Here is a 17,374-nt window from a genome sequence, read left to right as displayed (position 1 = left end):
ACTCACGAGCGGGGCACCTGCCGCACCGCCGTCAGACCACCTCGAAATTCGCCATCATCGCCATGTCCTCGTGTTCGGCGTTGTGGCAATGGAAGACGTAGCGGCCGCGGTAGCCGTCGAAGCGCGCGATCACCTCGGCCGACTCGCCCGGGGCCAGATCGACGGTGTCCTTGATACCGCCGTCGAACGGCCCCGGCGGCCGCCCGCCGCGCGACAGGATCCGGAATCCCACCAGATGCAGATGCACGGGATGGTGGATGTCGGCGACGAACCGCCAGATCTCGGTGTCGCCGAGGCGCGGGCTCGCCGACATCAGATCCGGTGAGAACGGTTCCCCGCCGATCACCCAGCCCGCGCGACCGTGGACGGTGCCCGCGCGGAACGAGAAGTCGCGCGTGGTCGTGGCCTGCTCGCGGGCGAGCGGCGGGATTTCGCTCAGCTTCGCGGGAACACGGCTGTCGTCCGCCGCGCGGCGCGCGACGACGAACCGCATGACCCGGGCGGTCGAGCCGGTGCCGAGCCGGTTCACGAGGGTGACTTCGGTGCCGACCGGATACCGGCCGAAGTCGACGACGACGTCGTACCGTTCCGCCGGTGCGATGGGGAGGTGGTCGTGTGCGCGCGGGGCGTCGAGCAGGCCCTGGTCGGCGCCGATCTGCACGAAACCGCCGCCGCCGGGTGGTGGCGGGTCGAACGCCAGGTCGTAGCGACGGGCGTTGGAGCCGTTGAGGAAGCGCAGCCGGTACCGCGCGGCCGCGACTTCGTGCACCGGCCACGGCGCGCCGTTGACGAGGATCACGTCACCGAAAACACCCTCCACGTAAGCACTTTCGACGCCCGGCGTGGTCCGCAGCGTCCGGTCGAGGGAGGGATAGGCGAACTCGCCGTGCTCGTCGAAGGAACGGTCGGCGATCATCAACGGCAGTTCACGTTCCCCGGACGGGAGCCCCAGCGCGTCTTCCTCGTCGTCGCGGATCAGCTGGAATCCGGCGAGGCCCCGGTACACGGCCGGACCGGTGAAGTCCATGCGGTGGTCGTGGTACCACAGGGTCGCGGCCCGTTGCCGCAGCGGGAAGACGTAGTCGCGCTCCCCGTTCGAGATCCGGGCGCGGGCGTCGACCATGCCGTGCCCGGTGTGCGCGCCGCTCCAGCCGGACCGCGGCAGGACGAGATCGGTCGGGTAGCCGTCGGATTCGGCGGGGGTGTGCCCGCCGTGCAGGTGGACGACGGTCGGCACGGGAAGTTCGTTGCGATGGTGTGCCACCACCGTCCGATCCCGTCGGGATTCGATCGTCGGACCGGGGAATATCCCGTCGTAGCCCCAGATCGGCGTCCGGACACCGGGCAGGATCTCGGCCGTCGCCGCCCGCTGGGTGATCGTGTAGTGATCGGCGTCGGCGGTCCTTTGTGGACGCAGGACCGGCGGGATCGGCAACGGCACCCGGAAGGGTTCCGGCAAGGGGAGCCCGCTGCGCAGCAACTCACCGGTCCCCGGCGCGCCTTGCGCCAGCAGACGGGGTGCCGCGATCCCGGCGGCGGCGAGGACACCGGCCCCGCCGGCGAGCCCGAGAAAGGTCCTGCGGGGAAGGCGGCGGCTCATCGGCCCGCCCGCCAGGTCTGCGGCCGCCAGACGGCGATTGTCGTCAGCACCGCACCGGTGACCAGCGCGACGCCGAGGGGGATGTGCAGATCGAGCGCTCCCGCCATCCCGGCGAGGTACTGCGCGGTCTCGCCCGCCGCGAGCAGCAGGCTGATCCAGAGCAGCCAGCGCGGTCCGCGGACCAGCCAGAGGACCAACGCCGCCAGGATCTGCGCGTACGCCAGGTACGACACCGCGTCGGCGCCCCAGCGGTGCAGCCACAGCATGTCGTAATCGCCGCCGAGATAGCCGCCGGCGAACACCGGCTGGCCGATGATCGCGACGGCGTGGGCGCTCACCAGCACCCGGTTCACCACCAGCGTCCCGTTCGCCTTCCGGCTCGGGCTGGTCAGGGTTTCACTCACGCGATCGAACGTAAGAGCCGAGGCCTTATGCTGTCCAAGACAAGATCGGTTATCTGTTCATAACAGGCGAGGTATCAGCAGTGGATCTTCTGGCCCTCCGGTACTTCCAGACCGTCGCCCGGCTCGAACACGTCGGCCGCGCGGCCGAGAAGCTAAGGGTCGCGCAACCCTCGCTCAGCCGGACCCTGGCCAGGCTCGAAGCCGATCTCGGCGTACCGCTGTTCGACCGGCACGGCCGTCGGATCAGGCTCAACCGGTTCGGCACCGCGTTCCTCCGCCGTGTCGACCGGGCGCTGGCCGAACTCGACGACGCCCGGCAGGAGCTGGACGACGCCGCCGGGCTGGAACGCGGCACCGTCACCGTCGCGGCCGAAAGCCTGCTCGCCCTCACCGAGCCGCTTCGCACCTTCGTTCCCGAGCACCCGTTGGTGGACGTGCGGCTGTCCCAGGCGTCGGCGGAGGGGATGGCGGAGAAGCTGCGATCCGGCGACGTCGACCTGTGCGTCACATCGCAGCCCTTGGCGGGCGACGACATCCGCAGCCGCGTGCTGCTCGACGAACAGGTGTTCCTCTGCGTGCCCTCCGGGCACCGGCTGGCCGGGCGTGGCCGCGTCGGCCTGGCGGACCTCGAAGGCGAGCCCTTTCTCACCACGCGCCCCGGATACTGGCAGCGCGCCCTCGCCGAGCGCCTGTTCGCGAAGGCCGGGCTCGAACTCCGCATCGTCTGCGAGGGTGACGAGGCCGCGGTGCTCTTCCAGCTCATCGACGCGGGCCTCGGGCTCGCGTTCGTGCCTTCGCTCGGACTGCGGCCGGAAACGAGCCGGACGGTGGTCTGGCTCGACGTCGACGATCCCGATTGCCGCCGCGTGCTCAGCGTCGCGTGGCGCGAGGACACCTATCTTTCCGCCGCGGCACGGCGGTTCCGTGATCACGCCGTCGAGCACTTCCACGCACAGGCCGGGCCCCGGTCGCGGTGACCGGGGCCCGGGAGGTGCCTACGGGTTGAGCGTGACGCTGTAGGCGCTCAGCGCTTCGCCGATCGGCTGGAAGTACGAGGTGCCGCTGCCCTTGCCGGAGGTGATGCCCAGTCCGACGCTGCCGGAGAACAGGCAGCCGCCCGAGTCGCCGGGGTTGACCAGCGCGTTGGTCTGGATCAGCTGGTACACCGAGCCTTCGGCGTAGTTCACCGTGACGTTGAGCCGCTGCACCGAACCCGAGGTGAGCCGGGTGGTGCTGCCGCTCTTGCTGATCCGCTGCCCGACGGTCGCCGAACCGGCGGACGCGATCCGCTGGGTGGAGCCGTTCCACAGGGTGACCGCACCGGGCGCGCTGCCGGTGGTGTTGCGGATCAGGCCGTAGTCGTTGGTCGGGAAGCTGGCGCCCTGCGACGGCCCGACGTTCCACTGCGACACCGCGCGGGTGCAGTGGCCGGCGTCGAGGATGTAGTTCTGGCCGCCGCGGTTGGTGTTGAACCCGGCCGAGCAGCGGGTGCCGCCGCCGGTGATGGCCTCGCCGTTGTAGATCGCGGTGTGCATCTCGCCGGTGGTCCGCTCCACGCGGACCCGGTCGCCGAGCGCTTCCGCGGCCTTCACGAGGGCCTCGGAGCCCTTCGCGGCGTCGGAGATGGTCAGCACGACCTGGTTGGCCTTGGGGTCGAGCCCGATCGAGGTGTGCGCGACCGTGGGCAACGCCTGCAGGGCGTTCTGCGCGCTCGCGAGTGCCGCGCTGGAGTGCTTGACCACTCGGGCCCGCGCGCCGGTCGCGGTCACCTGGTCGGCGGCGGCCTGGTCGAGCACGTTCACCACCGGTTTGGCGGCGTCGTCGAGGTAACCGTCGGCGGCACGGGAGCCGAGCGACGCGGTGACCTTCCGCAGCGTTTCGACGCTGGCCGTCTGCGTCCGGAGGAACTCGACCGCGGCGGCCTGGCTGATCCCGGCTTCGGCGGCGAGGGACGTCACGGCCTCGTGCTGCACCGTGGGGGAGTAGCCCGCGATGGTGGTGGCGGTGGCCGTGGACGGGGCGAGGAAGCCGACGGCCGCGGCCGCGGCCACCAGTGTGGTGGCGGTACGGGCCAAGGGGGTTGTGCGCATACCGGTGACTCACTTTCGCGAGGGAGGATCCAGCGCGAGGGGTGGCCGCACTGGACACAGTGGGGTCGCCGGGCACGGCCAAGGCGACCCGGCACCGGTGATCCGGTGCCGATCATGGTGATCCGCCGCACCGGTGGCGGATACCGACTTTCGTTGGACAGGAAGAAAAATAGGTACCCGCAAACGGGGCTACCGAGGTATACGCGCACAGTAACCGATGGGGCTCGTGAGTGGTAAGGACGGTTCTAACCGTCCTTACCACTCACGAGGCGTCGAAAGCCAAGCGGGCGAAGCGTTCCCCGATGAGCCGGTGCGTGGCCGCGTCCGGATGGAGGTGGTCGGGAAGCGGGAGCTCGGCGTGGTCGGCCTCGCCGTAGAGTTCGAGGCCGTCGAGGTAACGAAGGTGGGGATCGTTCGCGCTCCGTTCCTTGACGATGCGGGCGAGTTCGTCGCGGATCACGGTGAGCGTGAGCTTTCCCGCGGCGGTCTCCTGAGGATCACCGGTCGCCCTGAACCGCACTTTTCCTTCCCGCAAGGCGTCCGGGTCGAACTCGCCGGGCCCCGGCGTGTGCTCGTGGATGGGGCAATAGAGCGGCGAAACGACCAGCAACGGCGTGGCGGGATGGCCTTCCCTGATGGTGTCGAGGAAACCGTGCACTGCCGGGCCGAACGCGCGCAGCCGCATCAGATCCGCGTTGACGACGTTGATCCCGATCTTGAGACTGACGAAGTCGGCGGGCGTGTCCCGCATCGCGCGGGCGGTGAACGGGTCGAGCAACGCGCTGCCGCCGAAACCGAGATTGACCAGCTCCACGCCGGCGATGGCCGCGGCACTGGCGGGCCAGATCCCGGTCGGGGTCGCCGCGTTGGACCCCTGGCTGATGGAACTGCCGTGGTGCAGCCAGGTCTTGCGATCGGATGACTGGACACTGTGGACGGTCGCGTCGGTGCGCAGGGCGACGAGCCGTGTCGTTTCGTTGTGCGGCAGCCAGATCTCGACGGTCTTCTCGTGCGCGGGCAGCCCGTCGAACCGCAGGGTCCGGACGGGGCCGGGCTGGTGCCGCGCGGTGCCGGTGGCCAGGTCGACGGTGATCGTGTCGCCCTCGGTCACGCTCGCGTGCCCGGCGAGCACGCCGTCGACGTACAGCTCGTAGACGCCGTCGGGCCGGGGCGGTATGCCGGCGAAGACCCGTTTGGTGGCAAGGACGTCCAGTTCGATGAGCGACGCCGTGCTGCGGAAGACCAGCCGCACGCCGGACGGCTGCGCTTCCGCCATGGCCAGCTGGCCGTCGGGGATCTGCTGCCTGGCCCTGGCGGGCAGCCGGTGGGGGAGCACGCCGCGCTCGGTGTACTCGAGGTCCAGCGCGCCGCGGACGAGGTCGGCGGTGATCGGGGTGGTGGGCATTCTTCCGTTCATTTCGTTCGTGGCCAAGCGCGCAGCAGGACGTCGAGCGCGTCGAGGATCTCGGTCCAGCTCTCCTGTGAGCCGGGGGTGCTGTGGCTGAAACCTCCGGCGGCCTCCAGGCCGACGAAGCCGCTGAACACACTGCCCAGCAGCCGGATCGCGTGCGTCCGGTGCGGCTCGGCCAGGTCGTAGCCACGCAGGATCGCCCGCATCAGCTCGGCGTGCCGGACACCGGCGCTGGTGGACGCCTGTTCCGGGGCGAGCCGGAATCTCGCGGCGGCGAACCTGCCGGGGTGTTCGAGCGCGTAGTCACGGTGGACGTTCGCCAAGGCGATCAGCGCGTCCTTGCCCGCCAGTCCCGCCACCGCGGCGGCGGCGAGATCGGCGAGTTCGGCCAAGGCCAGCAGGGCGATCTCGGTCTTCAGCTCGTGGGCGTTCCGCACGTGCGAATACAGGCTCGCCGTCTTGACGCCGCACCGCTTCGCGAGCTCCGTGGGGGTCACGTGCTCGAAGCCGATCTCGTCGGCGAGCTCCGCACCCGCTCGGACCACACGTTCCGTGGTCAGTCCCGCTCTCGCCATGACAGCCACCGTACCATAGTCCATTCTGGATTTGCCTAATGAGATTAGGAAGTCGAAACCTGGGTTCGGTAGCGCCAGGTACGCCCAAGACTGACCGGACCCGTCCCGGAAGTCTGGAGTCACGCCCATGCCGCTCGCCCTCGCCCGCGGATTCCTGACCGGGATCATCGCCGGGACGACCCTGTGCGCGTTCATCGTGGGGATCGTCATCGAGTACGTGCCACTGATGATCACGGGCGTCGGACTCCCCATCGCCTACGGAATCCTGCTCCATCTCGCCGGAGCGCCACGGCGTGCTCGTGAGGCGAGGGTCGCGCCGGTGATCGCGCTCGCGAAGATCGAGGGCCTCCGCGCGGGCGGCACCGAGACGGGCGACATCCCGGTCTACTTCGACCTCACCGTCGCCCCCGACGGCCAGGCGGCCTACCGTTCGAAGGTCACTCACAGCATCAACCTGGTCGACCTCCCGGATTACCGGCCGGGCGACGTCCTCGTCGTGCGGTACCAGCCGGACCGGCCGTGGAAGGCGGAGGTCGTCGAGCGGCTGTCACCGGAGTGGGAACGCCGCGTGGCCGAAGCGGTGATCGAATCCGCCCCCGAATCCAGCCTGGTGAAGGAACCGGAGGAGGGCTGCGCGTTCGGCGCGCTCGCGGTCCTCGGGTTCGCCCTCGGCGCGGCGCTCGTGCTGTTCCTGTTCCGCGCGGAGCTGTTCGCGCCGGAAGCGCCCGCCCGGGCGGAGGAAACCCAGTCGAGCACGACCACGTCCTCCTCGGGATCCGCGACCGTGAACGTCGACAGGTCGCTTCTCGGCGAAGGGGAGTTGCGCCGGGCGATCGACTCGCTGGCGCTGGCAACGGATGTTTCCCGAGTGATCACCGCGGTGGTCGAGGACCGGCGGCTGACCGTGGTCTTCGCCCCGACGGACGCCCAGGTGCCGCGGTTCGACCTCCGAGAGCTGGCGGTCGACCGCGTCCCTGCCCTGGTCCAGCGGGCGAACGCGACCATCCACGTCGGGGAGCCGCGGACGTGGCAGGTCACGATCATCCCGTTCGGGACCGCGGTGAGCAGCCGGGTGATCGTGACCGGCCCCGATGGCAGCGGCTCACTCGCGGACGGTGGCTGACGCCGTGGTCAGGCTCCGTGCTTTCCCGGCGCGGCGCTGCCGGAGTACTCGCCGAGGTCGGAGATCAGCCGGGTCAGCTCGGCATCGTTGTCGTAGCGGCGCTGGTGCAGTTCGGCGATCTTCGCACCCATCTCCGGATCCGGGTCGTCGGTGACGTCGAAGGACGCGAACCGGTCGACCAGCGGGAGGCCGACCCGGTCGGTGTTCCGGTGCGCCGGGTGCATGAGGTACTCCCAGTACCCGTCGAGGTCTTCGATCGCGAAAACCGCACCCCATTCGTAGTCGCCGCCGAAATCGCGGCCGACGACGAAGGACTTCACCGCCGGGATGACCCGGCCCTGGTTACGCAGGCTCTCCAAGGCCTCCTCGACCTGCTCCGGGGAGGCATCGGACCGCAGGGTGAAACGGTTGCCGTGGTAGATCATCGTGTTTCCTTTCCGTTGTTCCGGTTCGAGAGAAGAGCGGCGAGTGCCGCTCCGGTCCCCAGGGCGACGCCGGTCCAGGTGAACGCGCCGGCGATGCCGATGCCCTCGACGAGTGGCTGGACGACGAGCGGGGACAGGAACTGGCCGAGGAAGATCCCGGCGACCAGTCCGCTGAGCACCCGGCCGCGCCGCGCGGGATCGGCGAACCCGGCCAGGCGCAGGTTCAGGTTCGGGACCACGAAACCGACGCCGAGCCCGCCCACGAGCAGTCCCGCCACGACCTGGGCGACGGTGCCCGCGGTACCGATCACCAGCCAGCCCGCGCCCATGAGCGCGACGCTGACGGTGGTGATCGCCGCCGGGCCCATACGCCCACGCAGCCGGGGGAAGGCCAGCGCGCCGGCGGCGCCGGTCAAGGTGCTCCCGGCGACCACGACGCCGGTGACGACCGGCCCGCTGCCGAATCCCGCCAACAGGAACGGCAACTGTGTCGGCGCCATGTAGAAGACCAGCGTCACCACCAACGCCAGGACGTACACGCCGAAAATGCGAGCGGGCAGCCGCGCCCGGCTCTCGTCCCTGACCGAGGGGCTGTCCCGCACCGGTTCGCGCAGGGACACGATCGCGAAGACCGCCACGATCGCCGAAACCGAGTAGATCCAGAACGGCGCCTGCCAGCTCACCGTGGCCAGCAGCCCGGCCAGCGGCAGGAAGACGACGCCGCCAAGGCTCGCGAAAGCCTGCTGCAGACCGAGGAACGAGGCACGGCGTTCGACGGTGAACCAGTCGGTGATCAGGGTGCTGACCGCGGTCATGATCCCGCCGACGGCCAGCCCGAGCCCCGCCCTGGTGATCAGCAGCAGGTGGAGGTCGTCCACGAAGAACCCGGCCGTACCGGAAACTGCGTAGAGCACCAGCCCCGACAAGAGCAGCGGACGGCGTCCGACACGATCCGCGACGAGCCCGGAGAGGGGCGCGCTGATCGCGATCGCGAGCGAGGTCACGGTCAGCGCCAACCGGACGAGAAGCCCCGAACCGGGCGTATCGGCGAAGTCCTCCCGCATCGCGGGCAGGCTGGGCGCGATGATCGCCGCGGCCATGATGGTCAGCGTCGCCGCGGCCAGCACGGTGCCGCGGGCCTGCCGCGTCGGTGCCAAGGTGTCCGTCACGCCACCAACCTCGCAGCAGGACGCCGGGGTTCGCGTCGGTGAAAATCGCCTATGTGCGCCCACGCTCGGTAGCGTGCGATCATGACCGACGAGATCCTGCCCGCCATCGCCGGAGAGATCCTCACCGGAGAAGCCGCCTTGTCCGTCGCCGGCAAGGACTGGGGGAATCTGATCCATGCGAGGCCCGGCCTGGTGGTGAGGCCCGCTTCGGCGACCGATGTGGCGGTCGTGCTCAGGTTCGCCGCCGCGCGAGGACTTCCGGTCGCCGCCCGGGGCGCCGGGCATTCGCCGTACGGGCAGGGGCAGGTCGACGGCGGGATCGTGCTGGACATGACCTCGCTGCCGCCGCGCCGGGTGGTCACCGGTGATCTGGTGTCGGTGGACGCCGGTGCCCGCTGGCGGGAGGTACTGGAAACGACGTTGCCGCACGGGCTGGCACCGCCGGTGCTCACCGACTATCTCGAGCTGACCGTCGCGGGCACGCTGGTGGTCGGCGGGATCGGCGGCGCGACCCACCACCACGGCACGCAGACCGACGGCGTGGCGGAACTGGAGGTCGTCACCGGCACCGGCGAGGTGCGCACCTGCTCCCGCGACACGAACGCGGATCTGTTCGACGCCGTCCTCGCCGGTCTCGGGCAATGCGGGGTGATCACCCGCGTGACACTGCGGCTGACCCCGGCCCCGGCCCGCGCCCGCCGGTGGAAGCTCTACTACGACACGCTTCCGGCGTTCCTTGCCGATCAACGCGCCGTGGTCCGTGACGGTCGTTTCGACTACGTGGAGGGGCAGCTGATCCCGGTCGAGGGCGGCTGGCGGTACATGCTGGAGGCGGTCGCCTACTACACACCGCCCGCCGAGCCGGACGAGTCCGCGTTGCTGGACTCGCTCGACTTCGACGAATCCGAAGACGAGGACACGGCCTATTTCGATTTCCTGAACCGGATGGCCGACGGGGAGGCGGCGCTCCGGGCGGTGGGAAGCTGGTTCCATCCGCATCCGTGGCTGAACGTGTTCCTCACCGACGACACGGTCGAGCGGTTCGTCGCCGAAACCCTCGCCGCCACCGGCGAACCCGAACTGGGCGCCACCGGCCTGATCCTCCTTTACCCGGTGCGGAACGACCGGTTGAAGACCGCCCTGTTCAGCGTGCCGCCGGGTGAGGTCTCGTGGCTCTTTTCCCCGCTGCGGGTCGGTTCTCCCGAGGATCCGCTGCACAACGCGCGCCTGCTGGAGCTCAATGTGGACCTCTACCGGAAGGCGCGCGGCCTTGGCGGAAAGGTCTATCCGTCGAACGCGCTGCCGATGTCCACAGAGGACTGGCGCGCGCATTTCGGCGACGCCTGGCCGAAACTCGCCGAAGCCAAGGCCCGGTACGCGCCGGGGAACCTGCTCAACCCGGGCCAGGGCCTGCACTGGTAGAAATGTCCGATGCGGGATTTCTTCAAGGGTATCGGGATGTTCGGGCGAGGCCTCGGCATCCTGGCGCGGTCGCCGAGGCTGCTGCTGATCGGCGCGCTGCCCGCGTTGCTGACCACGGTGCTGCTGATCGGCGGGATCGTCGCGCTCGCGTTCTGGATCGACGATCTCTCGCTGCTGATCACGCCGTTCGCCGACGACTGGTCACCGGGCTGGCAGACGACGGTCCGGGTGGCGGTAGGCGTCGCCGTGTTCGGGGCGGTGCTGGCGATCGCCATGATCGGTTTCACGGCGATCACCCTCGCCGTCGGAGGGCCGTTCTACGAGCACATCGCCGAGAAGGTCGAGGACGACCTAGGCGGCGTGCCCGGCGCGGTGGACCTGTCGTGGTGGCGGTTGCTGGTGATGGGGCTGAAGGACGGCCTGGCGCTGGTGCTGCGTTCGCTGATGTTCACCATCCCGCTGCTGATCGCGGGCTTCGTCCCCGTGGTGGGGCAGACCGTGGTGCCGGTACTGCTGGCCTTGGTGACGGCGTGGTTCCTGGCGCTGGAACTGATCGCCGTGCCGTTCTACCGGCGCGGGATGGGTCTGAAGCAGCGTCGTCCGCTGCTGCGGCGGCACCGCGCGCTCGCCATCGGGCTGGGGCTTCCCGTGTCACTGCTGTGCCTGATCCCGTTCGCCGCGCTGATCGTGATGCCGGCCGGTTTCGTCGGCGGCGTGCTCGTCGCGCGCGATGTCCTGGCGGCGGAGGCGGCAACTCCGTGAAGGCCTCCTTGAGGGACCCAGGGTCCCTCAAGGAGGCCTTCACGGACAGTGCCGAAGCTAGGCGATGGGTTCGATCCAGATGTTGCGGAACCGCGGGTTCTCACCCGGATCCCCGTGGTCCTGCAGGCGGATCGCGCCCGGTGCCGCGCTCTCCGGGATGCTGTCGCCCGTACCGCCGTCGATCGCGACGTCGTTGTGGACCACGACGCCGTTCCACACCACGGTCACGCGGGCGTTGTCGGTCTTGTTCCCGGCACCGTCGAACCGGGCGGCACGGAAGGTGACGTCGTAGGTCTGCCAGGTCCCCGGCGCCGTCGCCATGTTCCGGTCAGGTGCCTTCTTCGAGTAGATCGCGCCAGCTTCGTTGTTCGCGAGCGTGGTGTCCCCGAAGGATTCGAGCACCTGCAGTTCATAGCGTTCCTGGAGGTAGACCCCGCTGTTGCCCCTCTGCTGCCCGGCGACCTCCGGCGGATAGTCCGGCTCGTTCCACTCGACGTGCAGCCGGAAATCGCCGAACTGCTGCTTCGTGCGGATGTCCCCGCCGAGCGACTCCATCGCACCGCCGGACACCGGCCAGGTCGCGGCGCCGCCCGCACGTTTCTCCCACGCGTTCAGATCGGTGCCCTTGAACAACTGGATGCGCCGGGATTCGGTCAGCGTCAGGCTGTCCAGATTGACGTTGCCCGCGTCACCCGCATCGTAGCGATAGGAGATCGTGTTCGACCCGGCTTTGAGGTTCAGCGTCTCGGGCTGGGTGTTCCAAGTGTCCCAGTTGCCGGTGCTCGCGAGCCTGACCTGTTTCACCTTCGTCCCGTTGACGTAGACGGTCACCGATTTGGTCCCCGGCGCCGGATCCGGGCCGTTCGAGTAGCGCAAGGCCGCGTTGTAGGCGCCGGACTTCGGCGCGTTCACGGTGAACGTCGTCGCGGCCCCCTGGTTCCAGTAGCCGTCGACGAACCCGGTGCCCGTGTAGCCGGCGTGGTTCGTGTTCGTCCCCGCCCCACCGCTCAGCGCGGCCCGCTCCGCCTCGTAGGTCGTGCTCGCCGGAGGACCGCCGACCAGGGAGTTGAGCGTGTACCAGGCTTCGGTGCTCCACAGCGCCGCACCGGACTCCGAGGCGAACGGACGCGGCGACCGCAGGTGCACCACGTGCCCGGCCTTCAGCCCGGCCACCTGCAGCGTGACCTTCTTGCGGTCGGCCGACAGGCTCGCGGAGGTGACGGACAGGGTCTGTTCGTCGATCTTCGGGCCGCCGTAGGCCGGCGTGGGCTGGTAGCGCCACTGCTGTGCCTGGTACTTCGCCGCGAGGTTCTGCGCGGTCTCGGCCGACAGCGGCTGGGTGTACTCGAGTTCGAATCCGCCCGCGACGGCCCGCATCGCCCGGATGTCGAAGGCGTTCGTGCCGTTGGGCGTCACCTTCTGCAGGCCGTAGGCGAGTTTGCCGGGCTGGCCCCAGTTCCCGCCGCCGTCGATGCCGCCGGTGTAGATCGCGCCGTCGGGGCCGAGGCTGATCCGGCTGACGCCCGACTCGAGCCCTTGCGTCATACGGAACACCGCGCCCTGATACTCGCCGTTGACCTTCTCCAGGAACGCTCGCTGCAGCCCGCCGTAGGTCACGTCGCCGTACACCATCTGCCCGGCGAACGGGCCGTTCGGCAGCATGACCATGTTGCTCGGTGAGTTCGCGATCTCGTTGTGCGGCAACCACAACACCGGCGCGGTCACCGGCTTCGCGTCGAACGGTCCCGCGGGATTGGTGTAGTGGTTGAAGAAACGATCCTGTTTGACCCGTACGAGCTTGTTCGCCGGAAGCCAGCCGCCCTGGTTGTCGGTGACGAAGACGTCGCCTTCCGGTCCCCAGCCGATGCCGTGCGGAGTGCGCAGCCCACCGGCGATGTAGGAAACCTTGCCGGTGGCCTTCTCGACCTTGATCGTCGTGCCGCGGTTGGGCGCGGGCTGCGGGTTGGTCGTGGCGCCGCCGTAGTTGATGGACACGGAAAGGTTGGCGTAGAAGAAGCCGTCCTTGTACAGCAGGCCGAACGCGAACTCGTGGAAGTTGCCGCCGAACGGCCAGGTGGCGACCGTGCGGTAGTCGTCGGTCACGCCGTCGCCGTCGGTGTCGTTCAGTTCGACCAGGCGCGTCTTCTCCGAGACGTACAGCTTGCCGTCGACGTACTTGACGCCCATCGGTTCCTTGAGCCCGCTGGCGACGCGCTTCGTGCGGACCTTGCTCGGGTCGGTGTTCCCGCTGACGTTGCTCAGCAGGTGGACCTCGCCGAGGACCTTGTCGGAGCCGCCCCAGGTGGCGATGGCGAGCCGCCCGTCCGGCAGCCAGTCCATGCCGGTGACCTGCGGCTGGAATCCCTCGGGACGCAGATTCGTCAGCGTGAAGCCGGGATGGACGCCGTTCAGCGGCAGGCCGTCACCGGGGGAGTCCGTGGCGCCCTCGCATTCCTTGCGCCCCGGCGAGGTCACCCGCACGACGTCGGCGTCGGTGCTGAGCACCGAATTCGGCACGAGCGCGAAATCCGCCGCGCCCGGCGGCCGCCATTCGAGGGTGACCTGCTGGTCGTTGGTGTTGTCGAAATGGTCGATCCGCAGCGCGTGGTAGCCGGTGCTCAGCTGCACCGACCCGGTGGCCGGGGTCGCCCCGTGCAGGCCGTCGTGGTTGATCACCGGCTGGCCGTCGATCCGGAGCCGGGAGCCGTCGTCGCTGGTGAGCCGGAATTCGTACTGGCCCGCGGTGGCGATGTTGATGTTCCCGATGACCTCGGAGACGAAGCGTTCGTCGAGCCCGAAGTCGGCGGTGGTGGTCCAGTTGATCGTCGGCATCAGCTTGTCGACGTTGGGGGTCTGGCCGGATTTGATCGCGCAGAGCTTGGTGAGCTCGCGCTGGAGGTCGTACGTGCGGAGCGTGACACCGGGTTGCTGGGGTGGGATGGCCGCTTCGGCCGGGGCTGTCGTCAGCCCCGACAGTGCCGTGACCAGCGCCAGCGAGGCGACGATGGACCGGTTGAAGCGCTTGCGGACAAACGGAAGCATCGTTGCTCCTCGGGTCGGCGGCGGAGCACCTCTGTGACGCCGCTGAACCTAAGAGGACTTTCGATCGAAGTCAACGAAAGTATGTACAGAACGGACGAAAGTTAGTCCGAACGGTCGTGCCTCACCGAATGAGGCGGCTGTCATAGAGTCTCGGCGTGGGGAACCTCGATGACCTGATCCGGCTGATTCCACCGCCGGAGGATCCTGTTGCCGATGGCGATTGGCAGGCGGCCGAGAAGGCGCTCGGGCTTGTCCTGCCCGGCGAATTCAAAGCGCTCGCCGCGCGCTACGGAGCAGGGAGTTTCGACGATATCTCTTTGCTGGGCCCCGATGATCTGGTCGAGACCGCGCGCGATCTCCTCGGGGCGGCAGGGGCGTTCCGAGACGAGTTTCCCGAGGCTGTGCCGTTCGCACTGTGGCCCGAGCCCGGCGGCGTGCTGGAGTGGGCTCGGACCGGGAACGGAGACTCGCTGTGCTGGCTCACCGGAGATGAACCCGGCGACTGGACGACCGTGGTCTGGAATCCCCGCGCCGGTGCCGAGCGCCACGCCCTGGGCGCGGTGGCGTTCCTCTGCGCCTACTTCGGCGGGCGGCTCGACGTGCCCTTGCTCGGATCTCCACCCTCGGATCCGTGGTTCGACCCACGCCGCGACCGAACCCATGTCTACGTGAGGCTTTCCGGCGGTGAGTCGTCTTTCGAACGGCGTCTCGGAATTCTTCGCGACGCCGTCAGCCCGACCGCGGGCCGAGGGGGCCACGACGAAGGGGAAGGCAACCGCCAGTACCACTTCAAGGCCGTCGCGCGGGACTGGTTGCTGACTTACGAAGACTGCTACGGGCACCAGATCCGGGTCGCGTTCCCGCCGGAAGACGATGGCGAGGCGCGTGCGGTGATCCTCGCCGCCACGAAGGCGATGGGGTGTCAGGTGCTCACGGTGACGACGATCGAAGGGGAATCCGTCTGGCTCGGATAGGCTGGCGACAGCGCGAGGGGGAGGGCGAGTGACGACGGGATCGGGCGAGCTGCGGTCGGCCGTTCTCGCGCAGGCGTGGCAGCGCATCGACGGTGTCGAGGTCCTGTCCTCGGCCGACGGCGGGCCGCTGACCCGGACGATCAAGAAGATCATCGACCCGCTGGTGATCCGCACGGCGGCGCGTCCCCGGCTCGGCCGTCCCGTACTGGACCCGGCCACGGCGGCGGAGCTGACGGAACTCCTGCTCGCCGACGCGGACAGGCTGCGCGCGACGGCCGCGTGGTTCACCCATCTCAAACGTCAGCGCCGCGCCTTGCGCATCACGGCGGGCAACGTGCAGGACGTCTGTTTCCCGCTGGCGTACGAACTGGCGACGGGTTTCGGCTCGCCGGGGCCCGGCGCGGCGGAGACGGCCGCGGCGGCGTTGCGGGATCTGCACGGCGAGGGCGGCACGGCGGGTGTGGATCAGCTCACCGCGTATCTCGCGGACCCGCGGCACGAGGCGCGGCTGACCGCGGAGTTGCGTCGCCGCTGGCACGCCGAATCCGCCGTACCGCAAGACATCGCCGCGCTCCGGGCGTTCGTCGACGATCTTTCCGACAGCGCTTGGCACGCCCTCGCCGATTCGGCCACCGGGCACGCTCTCGGGCTCAGGTTGAGACAGCCGGGAGGGACACGGGCGCTCGGCGAGATCGTCCGGGAGATCTCCGGGCTGCCCGCACCGGATCTCGGTCTGCAGCGCGGGGAACGCACCGCCGTCCCGCCCTTGAGTCGCCGCGACGAAACCGGCGCCGAACTCCTCGAACGCAGTGTCGAACGCCGCGTGCGCGCCACTTTGCGCCGTCTTCCCCCGGACGAACGGGCGCCCGTCGAGGACCTCGTCGACGACGAACTCACCCGGGCCGCCGCCGGATTCGGGCTCGGCCTGCCCGCGCTGGCCGCCTGCTTCGCGCTGGGCGTCGTCCTCGCCCCCGCGCTGCGGCCGCTCGACGGTGCGGCACCCGCCGTCGTCCCCGAGTTCGCGCGGCGGCTCAACGCGCAAGTCGCGCGCGAGGGTTACGTGTTGCACGCCCGCCGCGCTCTGGCCGGGGCCACACCGCTCACCCCGAGGCCCGACGCCGAACTCCTGCGCGATCTTCGCGAGTTCGCCAAGCACTTCCTCGGCAGGCTGTGGATCCGGCTGCACGGCTTCGACGTCCGCGGCGATCTGCCCGCCGATGCCGCCGACGTCCGCGACCTCGTCACGGGCGTGGTCCGCTCGACGTCGCTGGATCTGCGGACGAAGGTGCGTCGCGCGCTCATGGCCCGCCTGCCCGATCTGGAGGCCGTGTCGTGACGCATCCGGTGCACACCCCCGTCGTCGCGGCCGACGGCGGTCTCATCAGCTTCGCCCTCTCCGACCTCCTCGCGGGCCGGACGACCACGATGCGCGTCGAGCTCAGTGACGCCGGGGCCGCCGAACCGTGGCTGACCCGGCTCGTGGGCGCGGAAGCGAGCCTCGCCGCCCTCGGCCAAGGCCAGGCGGATCTCCCCGCCCGGCCGGAATTGGGCAGGCTCGCGCTGCTGCTGTGGCTCCGTCGCTGGTGGCCGGCCGGTCCGTCGCTCGGAGTCCCCTCGCTGGACCCGGCGTTGCTGGACCTCGAAACGGCGGTCGCGACGGCCGACGTGGAAGACCTGGCCGAAGGGCTGCTCGACGGTTTCGAAGCCTCCCCGGCGGAGCTGTTCGACGCGGCGATCGCGGACGGTGCCCTCGCGGCAGTGGCGCGGCCGGTCGCCGAAGACGTACGAGGACTGTGTGCCCGCCTCGCCGCCTGGTTCGACGCTCAGGACGACGTCGTCCGCGCCGAAGCCGCGGCACGCTGGGAAACAGTGGCGCCGGGACAGCGTGCGTACGCGCTGGCCGCGGGCTCCGATCCGGTCGCCCCCGGTGAAGGCGTACTGGCGAGCGGACGTGCGAGCGTCGACTGGGCGCGGGTTCCGCCGGGGATCCTGGACGCCGGTGAGGACACGGTGAGCTGGCGGATCGTCGCCGCCGCGGCCGCCACCCGGCTCGAAGTCGTCGTCGCGGGCGCGTTCGCCGACGCGGACATCAGCGCGTTCGCGAGCCACGAGGGCGAGCCGTTCGCGGAGGTGCCGCTGGAGCTGGGCGCCGGGCGGTTCACCGGCACGGCCGACTTGGACGAGGCCGCGGCCCGGCTCGCGGTGCGTGTCCATAGTGGACAGATCGCCGTCGTCGTCGGGGTGGCGGACGAGAGTGTCGCCGGGACGACGGCGGAAGACCGGGCGGAGGTGGTCGCGCTCGTGCGGGCCCGCCCGCCCGAGATCAGGACGCTGGCCGAACGGGCGGCGGCCGCTTCCGCCGACGAGGAGTTCTGAC

Annotated in this window: 15 protein-coding genes; 7 read left to right on the top strand and 8 right to left on the bottom strand. The window is 69.9% G+C overall.

Going from position 1 to position 17,374, the window contains the following annotated elements; genetic code table 11:
• Positions 1 to 31 precede the first annotated feature (31 nt).
• Together ACFWIW_RS10425 and ACFWIW_RS10420 are read right to left on the bottom strand one after the other, a co-directional pair.
• Complete coding sequence (locus ACFWIW_RS10425) at positions 32 to 1,600, bottom strand: multicopper oxidase family protein (RefSeq protein WP_378368162.1); 1,569 nt, start codon at positions 1,598 to 1,600, stop codon at positions 32 to 34.
• The gene (locus ACFWIW_RS10420; protein WP_378368161.1) at positions 1,597 to 2,004 is read right to left on the bottom strand and encodes a hypothetical protein; all 408 of its coding nucleotides are present in this window, start codon (positions 2,002 to 2,004) and stop codon (positions 1,597 to 1,599) included. The genes ACFWIW_RS10425 and ACFWIW_RS10420 overlap by 4 nt, the downstream gene beginning before the upstream one ends.
• A gap of 80 nt (positions 2,005 to 2,084) precedes the next feature.
• Between ACFWIW_RS10420 and ACFWIW_RS10415 the strand changes: the two genes are divergently transcribed.
• Complete coding sequence (locus tag ACFWIW_RS10415; protein ID WP_378368160.1) at positions 2,085 to 2,981, top strand: LysR family transcriptional regulator; 897 nt, start codon at positions 2,085 to 2,087, stop codon at positions 2,979 to 2,981.
• An 18-nt stretch (positions 2,982 to 2,999) separates the two neighbouring features.
• On the opposite strand, the gene ACFWIW_RS10410 is transcribed toward ACFWIW_RS10415, so the two are convergent.
• The 3 genes from ACFWIW_RS10410 to ACFWIW_RS10400 all read right to left on the bottom strand — a co-directional run bounded on the left by ACFWIW_RS10410 (position 3,000) and on the right by ACFWIW_RS10400 (position 6,080).
• Complete coding sequence (locus tag ACFWIW_RS10410) at positions 3,000 to 4,094, bottom strand: trypsin (RefSeq protein ID WP_378368159.1); 1,095 nt, start codon at positions 4,092 to 4,094, stop codon at positions 3,000 to 3,002.
• Positions 4,095 to 4,356: 262 nt separating this feature from the next.
• A complete protein-coding gene (locus ACFWIW_RS10405; protein WP_378368158.1) occupies positions 4,357 to 5,499 on the bottom strand; it encodes a GDSL-type esterase/lipase family protein in 1,143 nt (380 codons plus the stop codon).
• Positions 5,500 to 5,507: 8 nt separating this feature from the next.
• Entirely contained in the window at positions 5,508 to 6,080 is a 573-nt protein-coding gene (locus ACFWIW_RS10400; RefSeq protein ID WP_378368157.1) for a TetR/AcrR family transcriptional regulator, read from the bottom strand.
• 127 nt (positions 6,081 to 6,207) lie between these two features.
• On the opposite strand from ACFWIW_RS10400, the gene ACFWIW_RS10395 reads away from it, so the two are divergent.
• Positions 6,208 to 7,203 (top strand): hypothetical protein, encoded by a 996-nt coding sequence (locus ACFWIW_RS10395; RefSeq protein WP_378368156.1) that lies wholly within the window; start codon positions 6,208 to 6,210, stop codon positions 7,201 to 7,203.
• A gap of 8 nt (positions 7,204 to 7,211) precedes the next feature.
• Here ACFWIW_RS10395 and ACFWIW_RS10390 read toward each other — a convergent pair whose 3' ends face one another.
• Both ACFWIW_RS10390 and ACFWIW_RS10385 read right to left on the bottom strand, forming a co-directional pair.
• Positions 7,212 to 7,628: a Dabb family protein gene (locus ACFWIW_RS10390; protein WP_378368155.1), complete on the bottom strand. Its 417-nt coding sequence runs from the start codon at positions 7,626 to 7,628 to the stop codon at positions 7,212 to 7,214.
• Positions 7,625 to 8,797, bottom strand: a complete 1,173-nt coding sequence (locus ACFWIW_RS10385) for an MFS transporter (protein ID WP_378368154.1) — start codon at positions 8,795 to 8,797, stop codon at positions 7,625 to 7,627. The genes ACFWIW_RS10390 and ACFWIW_RS10385 overlap by 4 nt, the downstream gene beginning before the upstream one ends.
• 81 nt (positions 8,798 to 8,878) lie before the next feature.
• Here ACFWIW_RS10385 and ACFWIW_RS10380 point away from each other — a divergent pair, with 81 nt between their 5' ends.
• Positions 8,879 to 10,219 (top strand): FAD-binding protein, encoded by a 1,341-nt coding sequence (locus ACFWIW_RS10380; RefSeq protein ID WP_378368153.1) that lies wholly within the window; start codon positions 8,879 to 8,881, stop codon positions 10,217 to 10,219.
• Positions 10,220 to 10,228: 9 nt separating this feature from the next.
• Positions 10,229 to 10,981, top strand: coding sequence for an EI24 domain-containing protein (locus tag ACFWIW_RS10375; protein ID WP_378368152.1), 753 nt, complete (start codon positions 10,229 to 10,231; stop codon positions 10,979 to 10,981).
• A 57-nt stretch (positions 10,982 to 11,038) separates the two neighbouring features.
• Here the strand turns inward: ACFWIW_RS10375 and ACFWIW_RS10370 are convergent, their stop codons facing one another.
• On the bottom strand, positions 11,039 to 14,023 hold the full coding sequence (locus tag ACFWIW_RS10370) for a family 16 glycoside hydrolase (protein WP_378368151.1): 2,985 nt from the start codon (positions 14,021 to 14,023) through the stop codon (positions 11,039 to 11,041).
• A gap of 155 nt (positions 14,024 to 14,178) precedes the next feature.
• On the opposite strand from ACFWIW_RS10370, the gene ACFWIW_RS10365 reads away from it, so the two are divergent.
• Genes ACFWIW_RS10365 through ACFWIW_RS10355 form a run of 3 tightly spaced genes read left to right on the top strand, consistent with a single transcriptional unit; the run spans position 14,179 to position 17,373 of the window.
• Entirely contained in the window at positions 14,179 to 14,997 is an 819-nt protein-coding gene (locus ACFWIW_RS10365) for an SMI1/KNR4 family protein (protein WP_378368150.1), read from the top strand.
• A 28-nt stretch (positions 14,998 to 15,025) separates the two neighbouring features.
• Complete coding sequence (locus ACFWIW_RS10360) at positions 15,026 to 16,333, top strand: hypothetical protein (RefSeq protein WP_378368149.1); 1,308 nt, start codon at positions 15,026 to 15,028, stop codon at positions 16,331 to 16,333.
• Positions 16,330 to 17,373: a hypothetical protein gene (locus ACFWIW_RS10355; protein ID WP_378368148.1), complete on the top strand. Its 1,044-nt coding sequence runs from the start codon at positions 16,330 to 16,332 to the stop codon at positions 17,371 to 17,373. Before ACFWIW_RS10360 ends, ACFWIW_RS10355 begins: the two co-directional genes overlap by 4 nt.
• The last annotated feature ends 1 nt before the right edge of the window (position 17,374 follow it).

The sequence above is a fragment of the Amycolatopsis sp. NPDC058340 genome, from assembly GCF_042723975.1.
Lineage (GTDB): Bacteria > Actinomycetota > Actinomycetes > Mycobacteriales > Pseudonocardiaceae > Amycolatopsis.
This window is presented reverse-complemented; position numbering and strand designations above follow the sequence as displayed.